We start from the raw sequence: 26,581 nt of genomic DNA, 5'->3' as shown, positions 1-26,581 counted from the left end.
ACTTCGATCCTCTTCTTGTAGGGGTCCGGGCGTTCGGAGCGCCCGGCTGCCGCGCGGGCGAAATGCCCGTTCTATCCTGGGAGTGGTTTTCGGCCGCCGCGCCGGCGTGGGGCGGGGCCGCCGCGTCCGCCGGGAGCGCGGCCGTGGAGCCGACGCGGGGCGGGCCCGGTGAGCTGCCCCGGATCGACGCGGCGGGCCAGGTCGCCCCGAAGGACGCGCGGGAGCTGTCGAAGCTGTTCTTCGAACGGCTCGGGGACCTGCCGGAGGGCTCGCCGGAGTACCGGTACGCGCGCGACACGCTGATCGAGATGAACCTCTCGCTCGTGCACTACGTCGCCGGCCGGTTCCGCAACCGCGGCAACGGTCACCTGGAGGACATCGTGCAGGTCGGCACGGTCGGGCTGATCAAGGCCATCGACCGGTACGACGTGGACCGCGGCTCCGAGTTCGTCTCGTTCGCCGTCCCCTGCATCCTCGGGGAGATCAAGCGCTACTTCCGGGACACCAGCTGGGCCGTGCACGTACCGCGCAGGCTGCAGGAGCTCCGCTCCGAGCTGGCCGCGGCCCAGGAGCGGCTCTCCTCCACCCTCGGCCGCGAGCCCACAGTCAGGGAGCTGGCCGCCGAGCTGGCGGTGACCGAGGAGCAGGCGCTTGAGGGCATCATGGCCGCCAACGGCTACGCCGCCGGGTCCCTGGACGCCCCCCAGGGCCTGACCGAGGAGGGCGAGACGTACCGGGGCGGGCGCTCGCTCGCCGACGTCGTGGGCGACACCGACCCCGCCATCGACGTCTTCGAGCACCTGCACGCCCTGGCACCGCTCCTGGCCGGCCTGGGGGAGCGGGAGCGCCGCATCATCGAGATGCGCTTCGGCCAGGAGATGACCCAGTCGGAGATAGGCGACGCGCTCGGCATCTCGCAGATGCACGTCTCGCGGCTGCTCTCGCGCACGCTGGCCCGGCTGCGCGAGGGCCTGCTGGCCCGCGACTGACGCCGGACCGGCCCGTGGGCGGCCCCGGGCCGCCCAGTTCCGGTCTGGCTGGGAGCGGGGTGTTCACGCCACCCGGCGGTATTTGTATGGGCCGGACGCGCGCCCCGCGGGCCGCCCCAACGCGTCCGGGGCACCCCTTCCGTCACTTCTCGCCACTGCTTGAACACGCAAGGTTACCGAAAGTCGCGGGTGCGGGATGAGATCCGTGCGTGTTCTCGGCAGAATCGACCCCGCGGCCGCCGCTCGCTCCCGGTGACGGCCGCTGGGGGAAGGGGCGCACAACGGGGAGTCCGCGTGTGTGGGGCACGCGGGCTCCCCGGCCGCCCGCTCGGACCGGCCTGCGCGATGCGGGGCCCCGTCGTGGTTACGGTTCCGGCATGGCCGACTACCGCATCGAAACCGTACGCAACGCCGAGCGTGACTGGACCGCCCGCAACGACCGCGGCGCCGAGGTCCGCGTCGCCGCCGCCGACGATCCCGGGGCCCAGCCCTCCTTCACCCCCGTCGAACTGCTCCTCGCCGCGCTCGGCGGCTGCGGCGGGCTCGTCGTGGACCGCACCGCCCGCGCCGTCGACCACGACGGTCTGCGCATCGTCGTCGAGTCGGTGTCCCGGCCGGAGGACGACGGGCGGGTGGGCGCGGTCCGCGTCTCCTACGAACTCGACCTGCCCGAGGGGGACACGGCTGCCGCCGAAGCGCTCGAACGTGCCATCCGGCTGACCCACGAGAAGTACTGCACGGTCAGCCGCACCGTCGAACACGGCGCCCGCGTCGAGGCCGTTGGGCCCGACGGAACCATGTTGTTCATGGGCGGATGACTCACAGGGAGAAAGGGTGACGCGGAGGGCGCCGCGTGATCGGTTGCGTGCGCTCCGCGTATTTAGTTAGGTTAGCCTTGCCTAGCTAAAGGGGAGCGGACGCGGCCCGTGATGCGGGAAATGCGCTGTTCGTCGCCGCGTGCGACGAGGGCACCCGCACGTCGCACGCGTCCGAACTCCCCGCGCGACGCCATGAGCAGACGTGCGAGCCCGTCGCACCGCGCCGTGGCGCCGCGACCACCACCCCTCGCCGCCGGGTCACTCCGCCGGCGGCGCCGAACCCCCGCAGGAGCACCGATGAACCAGACCCTGTCGCCCGAGCGGATACGCGCCGACGTCGCGGGGCTCCTCGACTGCGACCCCGCCGAACTCGGGCCCGACGACAACCTGCTCGACCACGGTCTGGACTCGGTGCGCATCATGATGCTGATCGAGCGCTGGCGCGCGGCGGGCGCGGCCGCCGTGGAGTTCCCCGACCTCGCCGAACGCCCCGAACTGGCCCACTGGACCGCGCTCCTGACGGGCCGTGAGGCATGACGCGCGAGGACCACAGGCACCGCCACCTGGAGCGGATCGCCGAGGTCCGCGCGGGCCGGCACGCCGAGAAGGTGGGCTACCCGATCCACGTACGCGAGACCGAGGTCGTGCGCACCGCCATGGTCGGCTCCGGCCTGCTGCGCGTGACCCTCGGCGGCCCCGGCGCCGAGGGCTTCGAGGCCCACGCCCCCGACGAGCACGTCAAACTGATCTTCCCCGAGCCCGACGGCTCCCTGCGCCTGCCCGAGCGGATCGGGACGATGCTGCGCTGGCCGCGGCCCTCGCCCGCCTCGCGGGAGTACACCGTCCGCCGCTACGACCCGGCCGCCGCGGAGATCGACATCGACATCGCCCCGCACGACGGCGGCCTCGCCTCCGACTGGGCGTCCGCGGCCCGGCCCGGCGACGTCATCCACCTCGCCGGTCCGCCCGGCGGCCTCATCGTCCCGCACACCTACGACCGCTACCTGCTCGCGGGCGACATCACGGCCCTGCCCGCCATCGCGCGATGGCTGGAGGAACTGCCCCGCACGGCCAAGGGCTGGGCGTTCGTCGAAGTCGCCGACGCCGCGCAGGAGATCGGACTCTCCGCACCCGACGGCTTCACGGTGCGCTGGCTGCACCGCGGCGAGGGAGCCCCCGGCACCGGCGACGCCCTCGCACGGGCCGTGACCGCGGTGAGCGTGCCCGAGGGCGAGCGGCTGTACGTCTGGGCCGCCGGGGAGGCCGGGCAGGTCAGGCCCCTGCGCCGCTGGGTCCGCGACGAACTGCGCCTGGACAGGGCGGACGTCGACATCACCGGCTACTGGAAGCGCGGCGTCGCCGACTTCGACGACGACCACTGACCCGCTTCCCCCTCCCGCCCTCCCGGACCGACGCCCGCTCACCGCTCTTCCCTGCCCGATCCCCCCCCGATCTCCCCCCCCGATCCGCCCGACCCACTGGACCCACAGGCCGGTCCGCCCGTCCGGCCCGCCCGAAATCAAGGAGTCACCCATGTCCCCACGCAGCATGCCCCTCCGCATCCGCAGATCCTCGGTCCTGGCGGGCGCCGTGACGCTCGCCCTGGTCGTCACCGGCTGCGGCTCGTCGTCCGACGGCGGCTCGGACAAGGCCGGGGACGCCGAGACCCGCACCTTCGCCGCCGACAACGGCAAGATCAAGATCCCGGCGAACCCCGAGCGCGTGGTCGCCACCGGCTACGCCGTGCCCGTCATGATCGAGGCGGGCGCGCCGCTCGTCGGCGTCTCCTCGTGGAAGCGCGGCGAGCCGATGATGAGCAAGAAGGACCTGGCCACCTACAAGAAGCTCGCCAAGGTGGCGGGCGAGCAGGCCGCCGAGACCAACTACGAGGCCATCGCCGAGGCCGAGCCCGACCTCATCGTCATCGGCGTGCCGGCCCCGGTCCTCGGCGACATCGACATGAAGCGGCTGAAGTCCATCGCGCCCGTCGTCGCCATCGGCCCGACCGTGCCGTCCGCCTGGCGCGAGCAGTCCCGCAAGCAGGCCGACGCCGCGGGCGCGCTCAAGAAGTTCGACGCCACGCAGAAGGCGTACGAGGACAAGGCCGCGGGCCTGGCGAAGAAGTACGGGAACGTGCTGCCCGACCTGAAGCTCGGTCACATCGGCGCGTACGGAGAGGTCGCCAAGGGCACCTTCCAGCGGGAGTTCGGCGGCTCGTGGGGCACCAACATCGCCGAGGACGTCGGCGCGAAGTACTACGGCAAGGTCAAGAAGCCGGGACCCGGTTCGCGCGCGGTCAGTGAGTACCCCTCCCTGGAGGAGCTGCCCGACGGGCTCGCCGAGGCCGACGCCATCACGTACTCGGTCGACGCCGACGGCAGCGTCCCCGAGTCGGTGAAGTACGTCATGGACTCCAAGCTGTGGAAGAACCTCCCGGCCGTCAAGGCCAAGAAGACCTTCCCGATCCGCTACACCGAGGCCGCGACCTACGGGCAGGCCATGCAGACCCTGGACGCGATCGACGAGTCGTTCGCGCCGCTGCTGAAGTCGTGACCACCGCGGGCCGCACGACGGGAGCGGCGAAGACACAGCGGGGCATGCCCCAGGCAGGGCTGCTCATCGGCGGACTCGTGCTGCTCGCGGCGGTCGCCGTGATCAGCATCGGCGTCGGCGCCCGCTCCATCCCGCCCGCCGACGTCGTGCGCGCCCTGCTGGACCACCGGGGCACCGACGACCACGTCATCGTGCGTGACGTCCGGGCGCCCCGCGCGCTGCTCGCCGTCGCCGTGGGCGCCGCCCTCGCGGTGGCGGGCGCGCTGATCCAGACGCTGGCCCGCAACCCGCTGGCCGAGCCCGGCATCCTCGGCGTCACCGCCGGCGCCGGGTTCGCCATCACCCTCGGCTCCGGGCTCGGCTTCGCGGCCGGGCAGGCGGGCCAGTTGGGCTGCGCGGTCATCGGCTCGGTCCTCGCGGCGGTGCTCGTCGCCGCCGTCGGGCGCCGCTCGCCGCTGCGCCTCGTCCTGACCGGCGTGGCCCTGACCGCCGTCCTCACCGGCGTCGCGCTGGGCATGCGGCTGATGCTCCCCGACGTCTTCGACGTCTACCGGTTCTGGTCGGTCGGCTCGCTCGCCGCCCGCGAACAGGCGCCTCTCGCCTGGCCGTTGACCGCCATCGCGGTGTGCCTGGCGGGCGCCCTCGCGCTGAGCAGGGCGCTCAACGCCCTGACCATGGGCGAGAGCGTGGCGCGCACCCTGGGCGCCGACGTGAACCGCGTACGCGCCCTCACTCTCGTCCTCATCACCGTGCTCAGCGGCGCGGCGACGGCGGTGGCGGGGCCCATCCTGTTCGTCGGCCTCATCGTGCCGCACCTCGTCCGCAGGATCGCCGCTGGCTCGGTGCCCCGGCTGGTCCTCCACTCGATGGTCCTCGGCCCGATCCTGCTGCTCGTCGCCGACATCGGCTCCCGGGTGCTGCTGCCCACCGGCGAGGTCCCGGTGGCCATCGTGACCGCGTTCCTCGGCGGACCCATGCTCATCTGGGCCGTCCGCCGCTTCGGGGAGGGATCTCTGTGACCGCGCTCGTACCGCTGGCGCGCGGCCGGATCAGGGTCGAACGCCGCACCGTCGTACTCGGCGCCGTGCTCGTCGCCCTGATGCTGGGCCTCGGCCTGCTCGGGCTCTGCTACGGCGCCTCCTGGTCGAGCCCCGGCGAGGTGTTCGCCGCGCTGAGCGGCGCCGACCCCTCCGTGGTCATCCGGGACTGGCGCCTCCCGCGCGTCCTCGCCGCGCTGGTCTTCGGCGCCGCGCTCGGCGTCGCGGGGGCCATCTTCCAGAACCTGACCCGCAACCCGATGGGCAGCCCCGACGTCATCGGCCTCGACGCGGGCGCCTACTCCGGCGCCCTGGTCGCCCTCACCGTCCTGTCGGGCACCTCCGCCCAACTGGCCGTCGGCTCGGTGGCGGGCGGTCTCGTCGTGGCCGCCACGATCTACCTGCTCTCGTTCGACAAGGGCTTCTCCGGGCTCCGCCTGGTGGTGATCGGCATCGCCGTCAACGCGATGGTGACCGCCGTCAACTCCTGGATCGTGCTCCGCGCCGAACTGGAGGTGGCGATCGCCGCCGTCGGCTGGAGCGCGGGCTCGCTCAACGGTGTCGGCTGGGACGACCTCGGCATCCCGTTCGCCGTGATCGGCGTGCTCCTCGTCGTGCTGGCCACCCGGGCGCACGCCATGCACCAGGCGTCGCTCGGTGACGCGGTCGCCTCGTCCACCGGGGTCCGCCTCGACCGGCTGCGGCTCCTCATGGTCCTCGTCGGCGTCGGCTGCACGGCCACGGTGACCGCCGTGACCGGACCCATCGTGTTCGTCGCCCTCGCCGCCCCGCAGATCGGCCGCAGGCTCGCGGGCGCCGCCGGCGTACCGCTGCTGCCCGCCGCGCTGACCGGCGCCGTGCTGCTCCAAGGAGCCGACCTGATCGCCCAGATGCTCCTCGCGCCCGTCGCCCTCCCCGTCGGCGTGGTGAGCACCGCGATCGGCGGCTGTTACCTGATCTGGCTGCTGACCAAGGAGGTGAGGCGCGCGTGAGCGCACGCCTGACCGCGCGGGACATCACCCTGCGCTACGGAGACCGGGTGGTCTCCACACGGCTGAGCCTGGATGTGCCCGACGGCGCGTTCACCGCCATCGTGGGGCCCAACGCGTGTGGCAAGTCCACCCTGTTGCGCGCGCTCGTGCGGCTGCTGCGCCCCACGTCGGGGCAGGTGCGGCTCGACGGCCGCGAGGTCGGCGGCTACCCCGCCAAGACCCTGGCCAAGCAGCTCGGTTTCCTGCCGCAGGACCCGCTGGCCCCCGACGACATCAAGGTCCGCCAACTGGTGGGCCGCGGACGCTTCCCCCACCAGTCGATGCTGGCCCTGTGGTCGCCGGCCGACGAGGACGCCGTCACCGGCGCTATGGCGGCCGCCGGCGTCGCCGACCTGGGCGACCGGCCCGTCCAGGAACTGTCCGGCGGTCAGCGCCAGCGGGTGTGGATGGCGATGGTCCTCGCCCAGGAGACCCCGTACCTGCTCCTGGACGAGCCGACGTCGTTCCTGGACATCACCCACCAGTACCAACTGCTCGGCCTGCTCGCCAAGTTGCGCGACGAGGGCCGCACGGTCATCGCCGTACTGCACGACATCAACCAGGCGTGCCGCTTCGCCGACCACCTGGTGGCCATGAAGGACGGCCGGATCGTCGCCGAGGGCGACCCCACCGCCGTGGTGGACGCCGCCCTGATCAAGGACGTGTTCGACCTGCCGAGCATCGTCGTCCCCGACCCGGTGACGGACACGCCGATGGTCGTCCCCACCCTGCAAGGAGAGTGACTTGAGCACCACAGGCGTGTCCTCGGACCGACTGCTCGCCCTGACCAGCGCCCAGCAGGGCATCTGGAACGCCCAACGCCTCGAACCGGACTCGCCGTACTACGTGGTCGGCGACGTCGTCGAGATATCCGGCGGCGAGAGCGGCACGGACGGCGGCGGCAGCGGAGACGGCGCGCCGGTCGACGTCGACGCGCTGGTGGAGGCCGTGCGGGCCACCACCGAAGAGGCCGAGACCCTGCGCCTGCGGGTGTACGACACGCCGGAAGGACCGCGACAGCGGGTCGCTGACGAGCCGGTCGAGCCGCCCCGGGTCGTCGACCTCAGCGGAGAGGCGGCCCCCCGCGCCGCCGCGCACGCGTTCGTCGCCGCCGAGCGGGCGCGGGCGGGCGAGGCGTGCCGGGGGATGGTGGACCGACCGCTGTACGCGCGGACCGTCGTCAAGCTCTCCGACCGCGAGGTCTGGTACACCCAGCTCGGCCACCACCTGGTCTTCGACGGCTACACCGCCGCGATGCTCGCCCGCCGCACCGCCGCCCGCTACACGGCCCTCGTACGCGGCACCGAGCCCCGGCCAGCGGCCTTCGGGGACTTCGCCGCCCTCGTCGCCGCCGACCAGGAGTACCGCGCGAGCGACCGCTTCGCCGAGGACCGCGCCTACTGGGTCGAGCGGTTCACCCCGCTCCCCGACGTCGGCGGCACCGACACGGCCGCGGGCCCGCCCGACCGCACCCTGACCGCCCACACCGTGCTGCCGCCCGAGGAGACGGCGCGGCTGCGCGCGTTCGCCGACCGCGCGGGCATCACCTGGGGCGAGGCGCTGATCGCCGGATACGCCGCGTTCCTGCACCGCGTGCTCGGCGGCACCGACGTCGTCTTCGCGCTGCCGCTGATGTGCCGTACGGGCTCCACCGAACTGCGCACCCCCGCCATGGCCGTCAACGTGCTGCCCCTGCGGGTGACCGTGAGCCCGGACGACGGCCTCGCCGAGGTGGGCCGGCGCGTCGCCGACGCCATGCGCGAGATGCGCGACCACCAGCGCTACCGGGGCGAGGACCTGCCGCGCGACCTCGGCGTGCCCGGCGCGGGCGCGCTGCTGCACGGCCGCGGCATCAACCTCAAGGCGTTCGACCTCACCCTCGACTTCGCGGGCGCCACCGGCGTCATGCGCAACGTCGCGGGCGGCCCGCCGGAGGACATGGGCCTGAGCGTCCTGCCGACCCGCGACGGCGGCCTCCTGTTCGGCTTCGAGGTCGACGCGCGCACCAGCGACCAGACCGCCGTCGACGCCAAGGCGGCCGGCCTGCGCGCCCTGCTCGCCGGGCTCACCGACGGCCTGCCGGTGGGGCGGATCGCCCTGACCGACGACGCGGACGGGCTCCTCGCCGACTGGACGCCACCCGCCCTGCCCGGCGCCCCGGTGCCCGTGCCGACCGCCCTCGACGCGATGGCCGCCGCGGACCCCGGCCACACCGCCCTCGTCTTCGGCGAGGAGCGGTACACCGCCGGGGAGCTGGCGAGCCGCGTACACCGCCTCGCCCGCGCACTGCGGGCCCGCGGAATCGGGCCCGACGACGTGGTGGCCCTCGCGCTGCCCCGCTCCGCCGACGCCGTCGTCGCCCTCCTCGCCGTCATGGACGCGGGCGCCGCGTTCCTGCCGCTGGACGCCGCCCACCCCGCCGCGCGGCTGCGCGAGCTGATCGCCGACACCCGCCCCGCGCTCGTCCTCACCGACGGCACGGACGACGGACTCCCGTGGGCCACCCTGTTCGACGAGGCCGCGGCGCTGTCCGGCGCGCCCCTCACGGCCGCCGACCTCGCCGCGCCCCGCCACCCCGACCACCTCGCCTACGTGATCCACACCTCCGGCTCGACCGGCCGCCCCAAGGGCGTGCTCGGCCGGGTCGGCGGCCTCGCCGCGCTCCTGCACCACCAGCGCTCCACGGTCGTCGCCGAGACCGAGCGGGCGGCGGGCAGGCGCCTGCGGGCCTCGCACACCTACTCCTTCGCCTTCGACTCCGCCTTCGAGCACCTCATCTGGCTGCTCTGCGGCCACGAACTCCACGTGTACGACGCCGAGACCACCCGCGACGCCGACGACCTGCTCGCCGCGTACGCCCGCGACGGCATCGACATCATCGACACCACCCCGTCGATGGCCGCCCCCCTGCTCGACAACGGCCTCCTCGACCTCGGGCCCCGGCTCCTCGTCCTCGGCGGCGAGGCCACCCCGCCCGCCCTGTGGCGCCGCATCACCGAGGCGGGCCTCCACGCACGCAACATGTACGGGCCCACCGAGGCCACCGTGACCAGCACCGTCGCGCGCGTCGACGGCGAGGAGCCGGCCATCGGCCACCCCCTCGCGGGCACCCGCGCCTACCTCCTGGACAACGCCCTCCAGCCGGTCCCGCACGGCACCGCGGGCGAGCTGTACCTCGCGGGACCGCACCTGGCCCGCGGCTACCTCGGCAGGCCGGGGGCGAGCGCCGAACGCTTCGTCGCCGACCCGTTCGGCGCGCCGGGCGCCCGCATGTACCGCACCGGTGACCTCGGCCGCTGGGTGCAGGGACGCGGCCTCCAGTACCTGGGCCGCGGCGACGGCCAGGTCAAGATCCGCGGCCACCGCGTGGAGACCGGCGAGGTCGAGGCCGCGCTCGGCGCGGTGCCCGGCGTCACGTCGGCGGCCGCGGCCGTGCGCGCCGACCGGCTCGTCGGCTACGTCGTCTCCGCCTCGGTCACCGCCGAAGCGGTGCGCGCCCGGCTCGCCGAACGGCTGCCGGAGCACATGGTCCCCGCGGCCGTGGTGGTCCTCGACGAACTCCCCGTCACGACCAACGGCAAGCTCGACCGCGCCGCCCTGCCCGCACCCGCGTCGTCCGGCGGCGGCCGCGAACCGGGCACCGACAACGAGCGGCTGCTCTGCGCGGTCCTCGCCGAGGTCTTCGAGACCGACCGGGTCGGCGTGGACGACGACTTCTTCGCCCTGGGCGGCGACAGCATCACCGCCATCACCATCAGCAGCCGGCTGCGGGCCAACGGCATCGAGCTGCGGCCGAGGGACCTCCTCGCCCGCCGCAGCTTCGCCGCCCTGGCCGCCTCCGCGAAGCCGGTGGAGGACGGCCCGCGGCAGGTGGACGACGCGACCGGGCCCGTGCCCGCCCCGCCGGTCGTGCGCGGCCTGCTCGACCCCCACCCGGACGTCGACACCGTCGCCGGATACGCCCAGTGGACCGCCCTGCGCGTCGACGGGCTCGCCGTGTCCGACCTCGCGGCGGGCGTGCGCACCGTGCTCGACCACCACGACGCCCTGCGCCTCCGTGTCGCCGACGGCCTTGAGGTGCTGCCGCGCGGCACCGTACCGGCCGACGTGCGCGAGGTCCGCGCCGCGGACGTGGCACCGCTCGCCCGCGGCCTCGCCGGTGAACTCGACCCGCGCACGGGCGACCTGCTGCGCGTGGCCCTGGTCCGCACCGGCGACGGCGGACCCGACCGCCTGGTCGTCGTCGTGCACCACCTCGCCATGGACGGCGTGTCCTGGCGCGTCCTCCTGCCCGACCTGCACACCGCCTGCACGGGCGGCACCCTCGACCCGGCCGGCGCCTCCTGGCGGCGCCACGCCGGGCTCCTCGACGAACAGGGCCGCACCGGCGCACGCCAGGGCGAACTCGACCACTGGCGCACCGCCCTCGCCTCGGCGACCCGTATCGGCGCGCGACGGCTCGACCCGCAGCGCGACACCGTCGCCACGGCCCACCGCTCGGTCACCGTCGCCTCGCCCGAGGCCACCGAAGCGGTGCTGACGACCCTGCCCGCCGCCTACCGCGCCGGCGTCGACGAAGTGCTCCTCGCCGCGCTCGTCCTGGCCCTGCGGGAACACGGCGCCGGCGGTGACGCGCTGACCGTCACCCTGGAGGGGCACGGCCGCGAACACCTCGACCTGGCCCGCACCGTCGGCTGGTTCACCAGCGAGTACCCGGTGCGCGTCCCCGCCACCGGCGACGTCGGCCGGGTGCTGCGCGCGGCCAAGGAGGCCCGGCGCGCCGTCCCCGACGGCGGCATCGGCTACGGAGTGCTGCGCTGCCTCGACCCGGCGGTCGACGAGGAGTTCAGGAACGTACCGGCGCCGGACGTGCTCCTGAACTACCTCGGCCGGTTCGCCCCGCTCGCCGCGGCCGGCTGGCGGCTGCCGGAGCGGGACGCCTTCGCGGTGACCGAACCGGACGCCAAGGCCCTGGAGCAGGTCCTCGCCCTCAACTGCTTCGTCCACGAGGAGGGCGCGCCCCGCCTCGCCGTCGAGTGGACGGCCGCGACCGAGGTCCTCGGCGCCGACGCCGTCGAGGCGTTGCAGGCCGCCTGGGCCGGGGCGTTGGAGGCGCTGGCCGAGCACGCGAGGCACACCGCGGGCGGGCTCACCCCGTCGGACCTGCCGCTGGTCGGCCTCGACCAGGCCGCCATCGACGTACTCGAACGCACCGAAGGCGCCGGCCGCGTCACCGACGTCCTGCCCGCCACACCCCTCCAGGTCGGGCTCTCCTTCCACACCCTGGTCCGCGACGACGCCGACACCGACGTCTACGTCGTCCAGGCCGTGACGACCCTCGTCGGCGAACTCGTGCCCGAGCGGATGGCCGAGGCCGCGCGGGAACTCCTGCGCCGCCACCCCGCGCTGCGCGTGTACCTGGCGCAGGCCGGGGACGACGTGGTGCAGGTGGTCCCCGCCGACGTCGCCCTGGACTTCCGGTGCGACGACCGCTTCGAGGACGCTGTCCGCGCCGAGCTGGCGCGCCCCTTCGACCCGGCACGGCCCCCGCTGATCCGCTTCCTCCTCTCCCGCGTCGGCCCCGCCGAGCACAAGCTGGTCATCACCAACCACCACGCCCTGCTCGACGGCTGGTCGATGCCGCTGGTCGGCCGCACCCTGCTCGCGATCTACGCCGAACTGAGCGGCGGCCCCGCGGCCCCCGTCGCCCCGCCGCTCTCCGAGTACTTCCGCTGGCTCGCGGGCCGCGACCGCGAGGCGTCGCTCGACGCGTGGCGGACCGCCCTGTCCGGCGTCGGCGAGGCGACGCGCCTCGCGCCCGCGAGCACGGGGACCGGCGTCGAGCGGCCGGGCCGCGTCGGCGTCGGGCTCGGGCGGGAGTTCAGCGACCGGCTGCGCTCGTTCGCCCGGGACCGGGGCGTCACCCTGACCACGGTGCTCCAGACGGCCTGGGGCCTGCTGCTCGGCAGGCTCACCGGCAGCCGTGACGTCGTGTTCGGCTGCCCCGTGTCCGGGCGGCCCGCCGAGGTCGACGGGGTCGAGTCGATGATCGGCCAGCTCGGCACCACCATCCCGGTGCGCGTGCGGCACACCCCGGACCGCACCGCCGCCGACCTCCTCGCCGACGTGCACGCCGAGAGCGTGGCGCTCGCCGACCACCACCACATCGGCCTGCCCGAGATCCAGCGGGCCACCGGCATCGGCGAACTCTTCGACACCATGCTGGTGATGGAGAACTTCCCGCTGTCCAGCAGGAAGCGCACCCCGCTCGCCCCCGGCCTCGACCTCGCGGGGATCGACATCACCGACGCCACGCACTACGCGCTGACCGTCATCGTCATCCCCGACGACGAGATCACCATCGGCCTCGGTTACCAGCCGCGCGCCTTCACCGGATCGACCGTCGAGGACTACGGCCGCTGGCTGGTCAACCTCCTCCGGGAGATCGTCGACGACCCGGCGCGGCCCGCGCTCCGGCTGCCCGTGCTCGACGCCGCCGAGCGGGAGCGGGCGCTGCGCACCGGCACCGAGAACGTCGCCGCCGAGGAACGCGGCCACTGGCTGGCGGAGTTCGCCGCCTGGGTGCGCCGCAAGCCCGACGCCGAGGCCCTGGTCTGCCGCGACCGCTCCCTCACCTACGCGGAACTCGACCGGGAGGCCAACCGGCTCGCCCACGCGCTGATCCGGCGAGGCGTACGGCCGCAGGACCCGGTCGCGGTGCTGCTCGGGCGCGACATCGAGATGACCGTGGCCCTGTTCGCCGTGGCCAAGGCGGGCGCGGTGTACGTGCCGATGGACGCGGGCTATCCGCGCGAACGCCTCGCGTACATGCTCGACGACATCGCCCCCGCCGCCGCCGTGACGACCGGCGCCGACGTCCCCTCCGCCCGCGGCATCCCCGTACTGCGGCTCGACGACCCGGCCACCCTGGCGTCCGTGCCCGACACCGACCCCGCGGAGGCGCGCGCCGGGCTCACCGACGACGCGCTCGCGTACGTCATCTACACCTCCGGCACCACCGGGCGCCCGAAGGGCGTCGGGGTGACCCACCGCGGTGTGCCGGACCTCATCGCGCTCCAGGAGGAGGTCGTCGGGGTCACCGAGCACGACCGGTACCTGCACTTCGCCTCGACCAGCTTCGACGTGGCGTTCTGGCAGACCATGGTGCCGCTCCTGTCCGGCGGCACCTCCGTGATCGCCCCCGAGGAAGTGCGCGTCCCCGGCGACGAGCTGCTCGACTACATCGTCGAACACCGCGTCACCGGCGTGAACCTGCTGCCGTCGTTCCTGGCCGCCATGCCCGACGACCGCACCGTCGACCCCGACGTGTTCTTCGTCGTCGGCGCCGAGCGGCTCGACCCCGAACTGGCGCGCCGCTGGGGAACCGGCCGCAAGGCGCTCTTCAACGCCTACGGACCCACCGAAGTCACCATCAACGCCGTGACCTGGCACTACGACCCGGAGGACCCCGGACCGCTGCCGATCGGCCGCCCCGACCCCAACGTCCGCGCCTACGTGCTCGACGGCGGCCTCCAGCCCGTCGGCACCGGCGTCACGGGCGAGCTGTACCTCGGCGGCCCCAGCGTGGCCCGCGGCTACCTCGGCCGCCCGGGACTGACCGCGTCGGCGTTCGTCGCCGACCCCTACGGCACACCGGGGGAGCGGATGTACCGCACCGGCGACCTCGTGCGCCGGCGCCCCGACGGACAGCTCGTCTTCCTCGGCCGCGTGGACCACCAGGTCAAGATCCGCGGCTTCCGCGTGGAGCTGGGCGAGATCGAGTCCACGCTGACCCGCCACCCCGGCGTCCGCGCCGGCGCGGTGATCGTCAGGGACGACCGGCTCATCGGGTACGTCATCCCGACCGACGGCGCCGACCTGGACACCGACCAGGTGCGCGGGTACCTGGCGGACGAGCTGCCGGACCACATGGTGCCGACCGTGCTCGTGCCCATCGACCGGCTGCCGCTGACCCCCGGCGGCAAGCTCGACCAGAGCGCGCTGCCCGCCCCGGAGACCGCCGCCACCGCGCGGCGCGAACCGGCCACCGAGCCCGAGGCCGTGCTGCTCGGCGTCTTCCGCGACGTCCTCGGCACCGATGACATCGGCCCCGACGACGCCTTCTTCGCCATCGGCGGCGACAGCATCGTGTCGCTGCAAGTGGTCTCGCGGGCCCGCCGCCAGGGGCTCGGCCTGACCGCGCGGGACGTCTTCGAGGGCGAGACGGTCGCGGGCATCGCCGCCCGCGCCCGCACCCTGGACGGCGGCGCGGCACCCGCGACCGGCGACGCGCCGCTCACCCCGGTCATGCGCGACCTGCTCCACCGCGCGGGCACCGCCGCCGACGGCTTCTGCCAGTGGGTGGAGGTCTGCGTCCCCGCCGGCGGCGACGAGGCGTCCTGGCGGGCCGTGCTCGACGCGGTCCTCGCCCGGCACGACGTGCTGCGGGCCCACCTGGCGGGCGACGCGCTGCGCGTACCGCCGGTCGGCGCCGTGACCGCCGCCGACGTCCTGACCCGCGTACCGGCCACGGACGACCCGCGCCCCCAGATCGACGCCCAGGTGGCCGCCTTCCAGGCGGAGCTGGACCCGCGCACCGGGCCTCTCGTGCGCGCCCTGTGGGTGGACGCGGGACCGGAACGGCTCGGCAGGCTCGTCCTGATCGCCCACCACCTGGTGGTCGACGGCGTCTCCTGGCGCGTCCTGCTCGACGACGTGCGGCACGCGCACTCCGGCGGCACGCTGACCCGGCACGGCCAGTCGTTCGTCGGCTGGGCGCGCTCCCTGCGCGACAGCGACCGGAGAGCCGAACTGCCGCATTGGCGGCGGATGACCGCCACCTCCGCGCTCACCGAGGCCCTCGACCCGGCACGCGACACCGTGGCCACCGCCGCCCACCACGAGGTCTGGTTCGACGCCGAAGCGACCCGCGCGCTGATCACGACCCTGCCCGCCGCCCACCGCACCACCCCGGACGCCGTGCTGCTCACCGCCCTCGCCCGCGCGGTACGCGACTGGCGCGGCACCCCGGAGCTCCTGGTCGCCCTGGAGAGCCACGGCAGGCCGCCGCAGGTCGACCTCTCCCAGACGGTCGGCTGGTTCACCGCGGTCCACCCCGTACGGCTCGACGCGGGCGACGGCATCCAGGCGGTCAGGGAGCGGCTGCGGGCCCAGGGCGACGGACTCGGCCACGGCATCCTCGCCTCGGCGGGCCTGCTCGGCGCCGACCGCCCCGAGGTCGCCTGGAACTACCTCGGGCAGTTCCCCGGCGCCCCCGCGCACGAGACGGCGTGGCAGGCACCGCCGGACGCCGACCAGCTCGGCTCCGGCGGCACCGACGCGCTGCCGCTGCCGCACGCCCTGATGGTCAACGCCCTGGTGCGCGACGACGCGCTCGGCATCCGGATCACCTGGCCGTCCGCGCTGTTCACCACCGCCGAGATCGAGGACCTGGCGGAGCATCTGCGCGCCGCCGCCCGGGATGTCGCCGCCGCCCCGGAGATCAAGGGGCTCGGCGGGCGCCGCGCGGTCGCCGAGGTCCAGCCGCTCACCCCGCTCCAGGAAGTGATGCTGCGGCACTCGCGCGCCGAGCGACCCGACCCGTACACCGTCCAGTCGGCGTTCACCCTGGAGGGAGACCTCGACGTCGACGCCCTGCACGCCGCGGGCGCCGACCTCCTGGCCAGGCACCCGAACCTGGGCGCCGTCTTCCCCGCGGACCTCGCGGTGATCCCGGAATCCCCGCGTCCCGACTGCCGGGTCTCCGACGGGCCCGCGGACGAGGCACTGGCCGCCGATCTCGCCGAGCCGTTCGACCTCGCCGAGGGGCCGCTCGTCCGCCTGACCGTCATCCGGCGCGGACCCGGCCTCGCCGACCTCGTCCTGACCACCCATCACGTCCTGTCCGACGGCTGGTCGGCCCCGCGCATCCTCACCGAACTGTTCGCGCTCTACACCGCGCGCGTCCGGGGCGAGGAGCCGGCCCTGCCCGCACCCGTGCCCTTCGCCGACTACCTGCGGCGGCGGTCCGAGCACGCACCGGACCCCGACGTGTGGGTCGCCGAACTCGACGGCCTGCCCGAGGGCGACTACCTCACCCGCGGCCAGGACGCCGCCGACCTCGGACCCGCCTGGCAGGAACCCACCCTCATCGCGTTCGACGCGGCCCTGGTGAAGGAGCTCTCCGACCTCGCGGCGCACCACGGCCTGACCAGGAACACGCTGGTCCAGGGCGCCTGGTCGCTGCTCCTCGCGCGGCGCTCCGGCCGGAGGGACGTCTGCTTCGGCGCCATGGTCGCCTGCCGGCCCGCGGAGGTGGCGGGCGTCGAGGAGATCATCGGTCTGCTGGCCAACACCGTGCCCGTACGAGCACGGCTCGGCGGCACGCTCGCGGAGACGCTCGCCGACCTCCAGGCCCGCGGGCAGGCACTGGTCGAGCACCACCACGTCGCCCTGACCGACCTGGAGCGGCTGACCGGCCGCCGCACGCTCTTCGACAGCCTCGTGGTCTTCGAGAACTACCCCGTCGACCCCGACAAGCTCCGCGAACCCGCCCCCGGGCTCACGGTCGTCGGCACCCGCTTCCGCGAATCCACCCACCACCCCGTGACCCTGACGGTCATGCCGGAGGGCGACGGCTGGACGGGCGTGCTCGCCCACCGCGCGGGAGTGGACGCCGACGGACTGGCCGACGAACTGCTCGGGCTGCTCCGCGGTCTGGCCGGCCACATGGACGCGGACGTGTCCGAGCTTCTGGACGCGGACGTGTCCGACCTTGTGGAGTACTCGTGAGCGACAAGACCGCCCACGACAGGGCGGAGGCGCCGCCCGCGCGGGTCGACGCCGGGCTGCTGCGGATCGCGTTCATCCTGGTGCTCGGCACCTTCATGGCCACGATCGACGCCACGATCGTCAGCGTCGGCATCGACACCCTGGCCACGGAGTTCGACGCCTCGCTCACCGAGATCCAGTGGGTGTCCACCGCCTACCTGCTGGCCGTCGTGGGCGCCGTGCCCGCGTCCGGCTGGCTGGCCGGGCGGTTCGGCGGCCGGCGGACCTGGCTCGCCGCCATCGGTGTGTTCCTGCTGGGCTCGTTGCTGTGTGCGCTGGCCTGGTCGGCGCCGAGCCTGATCGTGTTCCGGGTGGTCCAGGGCCTCGGCGGCGGACTGCTCCCCGCGACCGGGCAGGCGCTGCTCGCCCGGGTCGCGGGGCCCGGCCGCACCGGCAGGGTGATCAGTGTCGTGGCGGTCGTCCCGCTCCTGTCACCGGTACTCGGCCCCCTGGCCGGCGGTTCACTCCTCGGCGTGGCGCCCTGGCCCTGGCTGTTCCTGGTCAACCTGCCGGTCGGCGCGGCCGCGATCCTGCTGGCCCGCCGCCATGTGCCGGACGTACCGCCGGCCGCCGAGCGCACCGCGTTCGACCTGCGCGGGGCGGCGCTGCTCTCGCCCGGCCTCGCCGTCCTGGTCTACGGGCTCACCGAGGTCTCCCACGGCGGCGCGCCGCCGGCCGCGGCGGGCATCGCGGCGGGCGTGGCGATGCTGGCCGGGTTCACCGTCCACGGGCTGCGTACACGCGGCACCCCGCTGGTCGACCCCCGGCTCTTCGCCCGGCCGCCCTTCGGCGCCGCCGCGCTCGCGCTGCTCGTCCTCGGCGCGTCGGTGTTCGGCACGATGTTCCTGCTCCCGCTGTACTTCCAGACGGGCCGCGGCCTTTCGCCCTTCGAGGCCGGGCTGCTCCTGGCCCCGCAGGGGCTGGGCGCGGCGGCCGGTTCGGTCCTGGTGAACCGTACGATCGACAAGGTCGCCCCGCGCACCCTGGTCCTCACGGGCATCGGCCTGATCCTCCTGGGCACGCTGCCGTTCACCCAGCTCGGCCACGAGCCCCCGGACACGGTGGTCGCGGTGGCGCTCGCGGTACGCGGCGTCGGCATGGCCATGATCGGCGCGCCGGTGATGAACATCGTCTACAGCCGCATCGAGCCCGCCCGACTCCCGCGCGCCGCCGGCGCGCTCAACCTCCTCAACACGGTGGGCGGTTCGCTCGGCACGGCGCTGCTGGCCGTGGTCCTGCAGAGCCGCCTCACCGCCCACGGCCAGGACCTCCCGCAGGCGTTCGCCGACACCTTCTGGTGGGTGCTCGGCCTCTGCCTGCTCGCGGCGGCGGGCGCGACGCGACTGCCGCGGACGAGCGCGAAGGGGGCACCCTGAGGGCAGCACGCCCGCCACCGGGGCCCTGCTGGTGGGGCCTCCGCCCCGACACGCGGTCGGCCCTCGGGGCACGGCCCCACCCGCACGCGCGACCGGCGCACCGACGTGCCAGGAGGGAAGCCGCGAGCGCGCGCGGCAGCCGGATCAGCGGGCCCGGGACGGCCCTGGCGCCACCGAGGCGGTGACGACCACCGGAGCCGTGCGCCCCGTCTCGCGCAGGGCCTCGGCGGTCGACTCCACCAGCCACACCGCCACGTCCGGCGACCACTCCCGCGTGACGCAGCCGAACCGGATCACTTCGCGCATCCCCTCGGTGTGCACCGTCCGGCCCAGATCGAGGTCCAGCCCGGCGAGTCCGCCCTCCGCGGTCGGCGCGGAGACGTCCACCACCCCGGCGGCCCTCTCCCGCACCGCCGCGCACACGGCCGCCGCGTCCCGCTCGCCCACTCCGCCTTCCCCGGGCCGGCAGGAGACGGTCACCACCACCTCGTACCGGGCATCCGGATCGGCCAGGCCGAACCACGGCGCCAACTCGATCTGGTGGAAGGCCGTGTCCCGCTCGGTCGCGTGCAACGGCAGCAGGGCGTGCAGCCCCGTGAACGTCACCGTCCCCACACGGGCCAGCGTCTCGGACAGGACCAGGGCGATCGGCCGTACGGGAATCCCCGGGCGCGGCGGGTCGGTGCGCACGCCCGCCCCCAGCCACGCCAACTGGCGCACCTCGCCGTCCTGCGTCCAGTCACCGCCGACCTCTTCGTGGGCCCATGCCGTGGGCTCGTGTCCGGCCGTGACCTCGCCGTCCTCGTGCAGCAGGCCGCTGACGGTGCGCCAGCCGTAGGAACCGGCCCGGTCGACGGCGAGAAAGAGGAGGTCTTCCTCGACCGAGCCCTCGCCGTCACCGGAGTTCAGGACGGAATCCCCGGCGGGGCCCTCGGTGTCGTCCTCCCGCGTCACCACCCGGTCGAACCACGGCGACAACTGGAGGGTTCCATGCAGGCCGACGACGACGGTGGGGGGAAACACGGAAAGGCACTCCCGGGAAGAAAAGCAGGCGGTGCCGGAAGAGTACTCGTCCGGCACCGCCTCAGCCGTCGGGCGCGGCCACGCGATCGGTCAGAGACCGCAGCCCAGCCTCTGCGTCGCGGTGATCTTCTTCGAGCTGTCGTCCGGGTAGCCGATCAGGTCGACGTCGATGACGCTGCGGAAATCGTGCTGGCCCACGTTGTACGTGCACTTGTACGCCGCCGCCGTGCGCTTGCCGCTGCCGCCACCCTGGTAGACGTTCTTCGCCGCCTTGGTCAGGGTCTTCCACTCACCCCCGCGCTTGACCTGGAGCCACACGGTGACCTTGGCCTTGACGCCCCGGGCCGGGCCGCTCAGGTTCTTCCACCAGCCGTGGGCGTTGATGTGTCCCCGCACCGTGTGCGAGAAGTGCACGTTGTCGCCCATGGTCCGGAACGCCCCGATGCCGGACGAGCGGCCGGCCTGCTCGGCGGCGACACTTCGGCTCTGCGACGTGTCGGAGTCGGCGGCCTGCGCCGGTGCGGCGACACCGGCGGCGAGCAGAGTGGCCAGGGCGGCGGAAGCCGCCCCCATACGCATACGCACGTGAAATTCCCCCAAGAATCGGTCGGTCGCGGCACGTTGGCCGCGACGGTCGTACGTGCCGCAGTCTAAACACCTGGTCCGATGCCCTTCGCGGCGGTGCCCCGACCTGTTCATGCGATTATGCGGGCGGCTCCCGATCGCCCGACGCACGGTCGACCGACCGAACGACCGACTGACCTGCCCACCGGACGAACGGCCGAGCCGTCGGGCCATCGGTGATCGGGCAACGGGCGAGAACGGGAGTGCGGTGTGAGCGGAGCCGGAGGGCAGGACGGGTCGTCCGTGTCCGACGAGGAGTGGGAGCGGTTCCTCCGTGAGTCGATGGCGGGCGCGGACGGGGCCCCCGAAGAGCCCTCGGCGCGCGCCCGCGAGGTCCAGCGGCGGCTGCGGAACAGCCAGGAACGGCCCGAGGGCCGGCGCACGTACGCACCGGCCCGGCCCCGGCGCAGGACGGGCCGGTACGTGGCCGGCCTGGTGGTGGCCGTGGCCCTGCTGGTCGTGGGGATCTTCCCGCAGCAGGTCCTCGGCCTGTTCGGCGGCGAGGACAGCGGGCAGGACGGGGCGCCGCCGCCGGCCGCCGAGTCCGAGCGCCCGCGGGAAGCGCCCGGCTCCGAGCCGGGGCTGCGCCCCACCCTCGCGGAACCCTTCCGGGGTTCGCCCGCCGCACGCTGGGCCGACGGAGCGGCGGGCATCACCGTGCCCCCGGCCAAGGCGACGGGGTGGATGGACGCCGCCCAGGTCAAGAGGGCCTTGCGGCAGAGCCGGGACTTCATGGCGGACGCGGGGCTCGATCCCCGCGTGCTGCGCGGCGAGCGGCCCACGGAGGCGATCGCACTGCTGAACCCGCACCAGAAGGACGTCCAGAGGTATCTCCGCACCGCGCTGTCCTCGAAGGCGCCCACACCCGGGACCGACCCGCTGCTGTTGTTCAGCCGCTTCCGGCCGGAGCAGGCGCGGTTGGCCGGTGACGTGGTCAGGACGCGCGGCCGTCTCACGTACCGGGAGGGGAGGCGCGGGGCGTTGGAGGTGACCGCGGACGTCACCTTCGTGTACCCGGTCACGGCGCCTGGCGACAGCGGCCGGGACGCCGAGGTCGTCCGTACGATCGTGCGGCGCGAGGTGGTGATGAGCTGGGACGACCCGGACAAGGTCATCACCGAACCCGGCACCATGTCCCTCGTCTCGTACACGCTCGACATGACCAACGGCGGCTGCTCCGGCCCGACCGGCTACTTCGTGCCGCCCTTCGACCGGGCCGACGAGCGGCCCACCGACGAGGCGCGCACGCTCGACCCGTACGACCGCAGCAAGCCGATCGACACGGACGACGGCACGACGGCCGCGGGCGAGGACTGCGCGACGGCCACCCGTTCGTGACCCTTGCGGCCGGAGCGCCGCCGACGCGCCCCGACGCGCCGCCGACGAGCCCGCGACGCGCCGCCGGCGAAATGCGGCAGTGCGCACACGACCGCCCAGGGACCGCCTAGGGGCAGAACCTCTGGGCGGGAATGCCGTTCAGGGCGAGCCGGGCGGTGATGCGCTTGCCGACCAGCTCGCGCCGGACGGTGAAATGCCGGGCGATCCGCGTGACGATCTCCAGGCCGTGCTGTCCGACGCGCCCGGGATCGCTGTGGTGGGCCGTGGGGAGGGTGGGGTCGCTGTCCCATACGGAGATCTCCACCATGTGCCGGGTGATGCAGAGGTTCATCAGCATCGGCCCGGGAGCGTACTTGTACGCGTTGGTGACCAGTTCACTGACGACCAGCAGCGTGAGGTCCTTCACCTGGGCCGAGACGATGACGTCGTAGGTGCCGCGAGCCGCGTCGAGGAAGGCGGCCGCGAGGCGGCGGGCCTCGGCGATACAGCCCGCGCTGCCGTGCAGGGCATGACTGGCCCGCGCCAGAACCGTGTGGTCGGCGGCACCGTCGCCCTCGCTCCCCACTCCCATACGCACCCCTCGCCTTCCCCGTGCCGGTGGGATGTGCGTGTACCCGGCAACCTCCCATGCATGTGCGGCGAGGCCGCCGACCCGGCTTTGTAAGCTCCTGGCATGCCTCAGTCCACAGAACCGCGGATGCCGGTGTCGGGTGAACACGTACGCCGGGCCGTCGCCCACTGCCTCGATGCCCTCCGGGACATCCCCGCCGCTCAATGGGACGGCCGGGCCGCGGATTTGGAGTGGACGCGCTGGGAGACCCTCGACCACCTCGCGGACGATCTGCTCACCTACGCGCTGCGGTTCGGGCTCGCGCACCCCATGGGTGCGCCCCGCGTCCCGCTGCGTGTGTCCCGCGATCGGCCCGACGGCCCGGCCAACGTCGTCTTCGGAGACCGTGCGGCAGGACCTGAGGGGCTGCTGACCGTCGTGGAGGCCTGCGGCGGACTGCTCGCGACCGCCGTCGACACCGCGGACCCGGACACCCTGGCCCCGCACGTCTTCGGAGCCTCCGACCCGGAGGGCTTCGCGGCCATGGGCGTGGTCGAGACGCTGGTCCATACCCACGACATCGCCCAGGGCGCGACCCCGCAGGGCGCGGACCGTGCCCCGGAGCCGCCGCGGGACCTGTGCGAGCGGGCCCTCGCGCGCTTGTTCCCCGACGTGACCGTCATCGGCACCCCGTGGTCGACGCTGCTGTGGGCCACCGGACGCATCGGGACGCCCGATCGCCCACGCCGGACCGACTGGCGCTGGCAGGGCGCGCCGCAGAGCCGTGGCTGACCCCGGGACCCCATGACGGGGCGTCACCTGCCGGGACGGGCCGCGGCCTCGACGTAGGCGAGCTGGGCGGCGAGGATCTCCTCGAACGCGGCCTCGCGGTCCACCCCTAGGGGGCGTACGTCGCGGGCGAAGTGGGCCAGGGCGGGGAAGCGCTCGGGGTCGGCCCCCAGCACCGCCACGCGGAACAGCTCCATGCCCTGTTCGTGCTCCGCGGGGGAGGCGCCGCTCGCCCCGGCCTCGGCGGAGATCAACGCGGCGATGAGGACCGCGAGCCGGTGGTAGCACGCGGGGATCTCCTCGTCGGGCAGCCCCGACGCCCGCAGGGCCTGCAACACCTCCTCCATGACCAGCCGGGAGCCGGTGCCGCTCGACGCGTAGCGTCCCCAGACCGCGGCCAGCTGCGGCTGTCGCCCGAAGGCCGCCCTCGCGTGCCGGGCCAGGGACGCGAGGCGCTGCTTCCAGTCGCCCTCGGGGCGGTAGTCCTCCATCGCGGCCAGGAGAATCCGGTCGGCCACCGCGCGGAGCAGTTCGGTCTTGCTGCGGAAGTGACGGTAGAGGCTGGAGGAATCGGTTCCGAGGGTCGCGGCCAGCTTGCGCACGCTGAACGAATCCGCGTCGCTCGTGCGCAGCAGCTCCGCCGCCGCATCCAGGATCTCTTCGGTCGTCCAGCGCCTTCGGCCTGCCATTTCGCTCCTCTCGGCTACTGCCATCCTAGCTGTGCACTCGGTGTTGCACGCACCGCGTGCATAATGGGGGCAGTACAGCTCGTTCTGGAAGCAAGCGAGAGGACGCATGACGTGACGACGGGGAAGATCGAGAAGCACGACAAGCACCACCCGAAAGCAGAGAAGAACGAGGAGCGCGCGGGGAACGCGAGCAGAGAGGAGCCCGGCAAGGCCCAGGCCCCGGTCTCATCGGGCGGGTCGGGGCCCGGCCTCGGGCAGGAACTGGACGCCGCCATCGAACGCGTCCACCGCGCGGGGATGCCCGGCCTGTTCGCCGAGGTGCGGGACGGCGACCGGGTCTGGCGCGGCGCCGCCGGATGCGCCGACGTCGACACCGGACGCCCCGTCACCGCCGACATGCGGCACCGCGTCGGCTCCCTCACCAAGACCTTCACCGCCGCGGCGGTCCTGCGGCAGGTCGAGAGCGGTCAGATCGGTCTGGACGCCCCGGTCGGCCGGTACCTTCCGAAGCTCGTCCCCGGGGAACGCGGTGACGCGATCACGGTCCGGATGCTGCTCAACCACACCAGCGGCCTCGCCGAGTACCTCCCTTACGCCTACCCCTCCCTCAAGGCGTTCCCCGTCCTCGCCGACACCGGGCCCCAGAGCTTCGACGACCACCGGCACACGCGGTTCGACCCCGTGGAGCTGATCGAGATGGGCGTCACCGCGCCGGCCGTCGGAGCCCCGGGCGGCACTCCGGGGGTGTACTCCAACACCAACTACCTGCTCCTCGTCCAACTCCTGGAGCAGGTGACCGGCACCACGGCCGAGGACCGCATCACCCGCGACGTCATCGAGCGCGCCGGGCTGCGCGACACCGAACTGCCCACGGGCTCGCACGTGGACGGACCGCACTCGCGGCTCTACGAGTCCTGGTTCGGCATGATCGACCCGCCGCGCGACTACAGCGTCTACGACATGTCATGGGTGGGACCGTCGGCCTCGCTGATATCGACCGTCGCGGACCTCAACCGCTTCTACCGCCTGCTGCTGGCCGGAGAGATCGTCAGCCCGTCATCGCTGGCGCAGATGCAACGCACCGTCCCCGTCGTCTCCCAGGAGGGAAGGCTCATCGAGTACGGCCTCGGCCTGCACCCGATGGAGGGCTCCGACCATCCGGGGCAGGGCACCTTCTGGGGTCACGGTGGCACGGTCTGGGGAGGCGGAGCCCTGGCCATGACCCGCGCCGACGGCAAGCGGCAGATGTCCCTCGCGGTGAACATGCAGAGGTGGAACAGGCTCGACCCCTCCGGCAGACCGCAGCCCCACCCCATCGACGAGGCACTCGCGACGCTGTGCCGCGTGGCGATGTACGGCTAGACCGCCCCTCGGCGCAGCGCCGCGAGGAGCTCCCGGTTGCTCGTGCCCTTCAGCACGTACTCGGCGGCGCCGGCACTCTTCATCTGCTCGACGGAGGCCTTGTCGTCGTACGCGGAGAACGCCACGATCCGGGTGGCCGGCGAGCGCCGTGCGATGCCCCTGGCGACGACGTGGCCGCCGCCGGGGAAGCGGACATCCAGTACCGCGACGTCCGGTCGGTGACGCCGTGCGAGTTCGCACGCCTGCTCGCCGTCGCACGCGGTGCCGACCAGCTCCAGGTCGGGCTGCGCCCGTACGACGTCGCTCAGGCTTTCCAGGAGCATCGCGTTGTCGTCGCAGAGGAGCACGCTGAGCCGGGGGACGGGGGAGCCGTCCGCGGATGCCGCGGTCACAGCACACCGCCCCTCGGCCCCGGCTCCGCCCCGGGCTCCTGTGCCGGTTCCTGTTCCTGTTCCTGTTCCTGTTCCAGCTCAGGTTCCTGTCCCGGCTTCGGCTCCTGAACCGAGGGCGGGAGCGGCAGCGGATTCGGCACCCAGAACTCGACCGTCGTGCCCGTCCCTGGCCGACTGTGCACGGACCACCATCCTCCCGCCGTCTCCGCTCGCTCCCGCATCTCGACGATCCCGAAATGCTCGCGCGCCCCGTCGTGGGACGCCGGCGCACCGGTCCCGTCGTCGATGACACGCGTCACGATGCCGTCGTCGGCCGACGAGACCCGGACGTCGACCCTGCTCGCCCGCGCGTGCTTGTGCACGTTCAGCAGTGCTTCCTGGACGATGCGGAAGATGGTGATGGCCGTCTCCGGCGTGGGCTCGCGGTCCAGCCGGTGCTCGAACGAGTAGGGCATCCCCCACGAGGAGCCCACGACGTCGTGCAAGTGACGGGAGAGCCCTTCGACCAGACCGTGCCTGTCGATACCGGGCGGATGCAGCCGGAAGGTCAGACTGCGCAGACGGCTGATCGCCTCGCGCACCGACGTGTCGAGCCGCCGCAGCTCCGCGGAGCATGACTCGGGCACCCGGTCCGCCAGCAGTTCCAGCCGCATCCCTACGGCGACCATGGCCTGGATGGAGTCGTCGTGGACGTCCCACGCGATGCGACGGCGTTCCGTCTCCTGCGCCTGGACCAGGTGGTCGAACAGCCGCCGCCGCTCGTGGAGGGCGTGCTGCGCCGCCCGCCGCTCGGACATGTCGCGGGTGACCTTGCCGAACCCCTGCAGCACGCCGTCCTCGTCCCACAAGGCGGTGATGACCACGTTCGCCCAGAACCGGGAACCGTCCTTGCGGACCCGCCAGCCCTCGTCCTCCAGCCGGCCGTCGGCCACGGCGGTCTCCAGCTCCCACTGGGGCTTGCCCGAGACCTGGTCCTCGGGCGGGTAGAAGACCGAGAAGTGCTGGCCGAGGATGTCCGAGGCCCGGTAGCCCTTGATCCGCTCGGCGCCCGCGTTCCAGCTGATGATGTAGCCCTGCGGGTCGAGCATGAAGATGCCGTAGTCCAGCACCCCCTGGACCAGCAGCGTGAAGGCGGCTTCCGACATCGGGGCGGCCTGCCTCCGCGTCCGCTCCTGCCGTC

General features: G+C 73.8%; 19 protein-coding genes. 13 read left to right on the top strand and 6 right to left on the bottom strand.

All coding sequences use genetic code 11. The features are described from left to right. Window positions 1-143: 143 nt before the first annotated feature. From AB0I16_RS32115 to AB0I16_RS32070, 10 genes are all read left to right on the top strand, one after another. Entirely contained in the window at window positions 144-989 is an 846-nt protein-coding gene (locus AB0I16_RS32115) for an RNA polymerase sigma factor SigF (RefSeq protein WP_363253175.1), read from the top strand. Window positions 990-1,366: 377 nt separating this feature from the next. After that, window positions 1,367-1,807: an OsmC family protein gene (locus AB0I16_RS32110; RefSeq protein WP_363253174.1), complete on the top strand. Its 441-nt coding sequence runs from the start codon at window positions 1,367-1,369 to the stop codon at window positions 1,805-1,807. A gap of 297 nt (window positions 1,808-2,104) precedes the next feature. Next, complete coding sequence (locus tag AB0I16_RS32105; protein WP_363253173.1) at window positions 2,105-2,344, top strand: phosphopantetheine-binding protein; 240 nt, start codon at window positions 2,105-2,107, stop codon at window positions 2,342-2,344. Continuing rightward, window positions 2,341-3,189 carry a siderophore-interacting protein gene (locus AB0I16_RS32100; RefSeq protein WP_363253172.1) on the top strand — a complete coding sequence of 283 codons (849 nt, stop codon included), beginning with the start codon at window positions 2,341-2,343 and terminating at the stop codon, window positions 3,187-3,189. The genes AB0I16_RS32105 and AB0I16_RS32100 overlap by 4 nt, the downstream gene beginning before the upstream one ends. Window positions 3,190-3,340: 151 nt before the next feature. Further along, a complete protein-coding gene (locus AB0I16_RS32095; RefSeq protein WP_363253171.1) occupies window positions 3,341-4,360 on the top strand; it encodes an ABC transporter substrate-binding protein in 1,020 nt (339 codons plus the stop codon). After that, window positions 4,357-5,379, top strand: a complete 1,023-nt coding sequence (locus AB0I16_RS32090) for an iron chelate uptake ABC transporter family permease subunit (protein ID WP_363253170.1) — start codon at window positions 4,357-4,359, stop codon at window positions 5,377-5,379. The genes AB0I16_RS32095 and AB0I16_RS32090 overlap by 4 nt, the downstream gene beginning before the upstream one ends. An 80-nt stretch (window positions 5,380-5,459) precedes the next feature. Next, complete coding sequence (locus tag AB0I16_RS32085; RefSeq protein WP_363253179.1) at window positions 5,460-6,389, top strand: iron chelate uptake ABC transporter family permease subunit; 930 nt, start codon at window positions 5,460-5,462, stop codon at window positions 6,387-6,389. Continuing rightward, window positions 6,386-7,171 carry an ABC transporter ATP-binding protein gene (locus AB0I16_RS32080; RefSeq protein ID WP_363253169.1) on the top strand — a complete coding sequence of 262 codons (786 nt, stop codon included), beginning with the start codon at window positions 6,386-6,388 and terminating at the stop codon, window positions 7,169-7,171. The genes AB0I16_RS32085 and AB0I16_RS32080 overlap by 4 nt, the downstream gene beginning before the upstream one ends. 1 nt (window position 7,172) lies before the next feature. Beyond that, window positions 7,173-17,219 (top strand): amino acid adenylation domain-containing protein, encoded by a 10,047-nt coding sequence (locus AB0I16_RS32075; protein ID WP_363253168.1) that lies wholly within the window; start codon window positions 7,173-7,175, stop codon window positions 17,217-17,219. Then, window positions 17,216-18,634 carry an MDR family MFS transporter gene (locus tag AB0I16_RS32070; protein ID WP_363253167.1) on the top strand — a complete coding sequence of 473 codons (1,419 nt, stop codon included), beginning with the start codon at window positions 17,216-17,218 and terminating at the stop codon, window positions 18,632-18,634. Before AB0I16_RS32075 ends, AB0I16_RS32070 begins: the two co-directional genes overlap by 4 nt. A 144-nt stretch (window positions 18,635-18,778) precedes the next feature. On the opposite strand, the gene AB0I16_RS32065 is transcribed toward AB0I16_RS32070, so the two are convergent. Together AB0I16_RS32065 and AB0I16_RS32060 are read right to left on the bottom strand one after the other, a co-directional pair. After that, window positions 18,779-19,657 carry a hypothetical protein gene (locus AB0I16_RS32065; protein WP_363253166.1) on the bottom strand — a complete coding sequence of 293 codons (879 nt, stop codon included), beginning with the start codon at window positions 19,655-19,657 and terminating at the stop codon, window positions 18,779-18,781. Window positions 19,658-19,747: 90 nt separating this feature from the next. Continuing rightward, on the bottom strand, window positions 19,748-20,242 hold the full coding sequence (locus AB0I16_RS32060) for a hypothetical protein (protein WP_363253165.1): 495 nt from the start codon (window positions 20,240-20,242) through the stop codon (window positions 19,748-19,750). A gap of 282 nt (window positions 20,243-20,524) precedes the next feature. Here AB0I16_RS32060 and AB0I16_RS32055 point away from each other — a divergent pair, with 282 nt between their 5' ends. Next, window positions 20,525-21,619: a hypothetical protein gene (locus AB0I16_RS32055; protein WP_363253178.1), complete on the top strand. Its 1,095-nt coding sequence runs from the start codon at window positions 20,525-20,527 to the stop codon at window positions 21,617-21,619. Between the two features lie 106 nt (window positions 21,620-21,725). On the opposite strand, the gene AB0I16_RS32050 is transcribed toward AB0I16_RS32055, so the two are convergent. Further along, window positions 21,726-22,190, bottom strand: a complete 465-nt coding sequence (locus tag AB0I16_RS32050) for an ATP-binding protein (RefSeq protein ID WP_363253164.1) — start codon at window positions 22,188-22,190, stop codon at window positions 21,726-21,728. Window positions 22,191-22,292: 102 nt separating this feature from the next. On the opposite strand from AB0I16_RS32050, the gene AB0I16_RS32045 reads away from it, so the two are divergent. Next, on the top strand, window positions 22,293-22,961 hold the full coding sequence (locus AB0I16_RS32045; RefSeq protein ID WP_363253163.1) for a maleylpyruvate isomerase N-terminal domain-containing protein: 669 nt from the start codon (window positions 22,293-22,295) through the stop codon (window positions 22,959-22,961). A gap of 23 nt (window positions 22,962-22,984) precedes the next feature. On the opposite strand, the gene AB0I16_RS32040 is transcribed toward AB0I16_RS32045, so the two are convergent. Then, the gene (locus AB0I16_RS32040) at window positions 22,985-23,647 is read right to left on the bottom strand and encodes a TetR/AcrR family transcriptional regulator (protein ID WP_363253162.1); all 663 of its coding nucleotides are present in this window, start codon (window positions 23,645-23,647) and stop codon (window positions 22,985-22,987) included. Between the two features lie 297 nt (window positions 23,648-23,944). Between AB0I16_RS32040 and AB0I16_RS32035 the strand changes: the two genes are divergently transcribed. Beyond that, entirely contained in the window at window positions 23,945-25,009 is a 1,065-nt protein-coding gene (locus AB0I16_RS32035; RefSeq protein WP_363253177.1) for a serine hydrolase domain-containing protein, read from the top strand. On the opposite strand, the gene AB0I16_RS32030 is transcribed toward AB0I16_RS32035, so the two are convergent. Together AB0I16_RS32030 and AB0I16_RS32025 are read right to left on the bottom strand one after the other, a co-directional pair. Next, a complete protein-coding gene (locus AB0I16_RS32030; RefSeq protein ID WP_363253161.1) occupies window positions 25,006-25,401 on the bottom strand; it encodes a response regulator transcription factor in 396 nt (131 codons plus the stop codon). The genes AB0I16_RS32035 and AB0I16_RS32030 overlap by 4 nt on opposite strands. Continuing rightward, on the bottom strand, window positions 25,398-26,546 hold the full coding sequence (locus tag AB0I16_RS32025) for a PAS domain-containing protein (RefSeq protein ID WP_363253160.1): 1,149 nt from the start codon (window positions 26,544-26,546) through the stop codon (window positions 25,398-25,400). The genes AB0I16_RS32030 and AB0I16_RS32025 overlap by 4 nt, the downstream gene beginning before the upstream one ends. Window positions 26,547-26,581: the final 35 nt, after the last annotated feature.

This window comes from Streptomyces sp. NPDC050703, from assembly GCF_040654435.1.
GTDB lineage: Bacteria > Actinomycetota > Actinomycetes > Streptomycetales > Streptomycetaceae > Streptomyces.
Note: the sequence above shows the minus strand (reverse complement) of the source record. Positions and strands in the feature narration are given on the sequence as shown.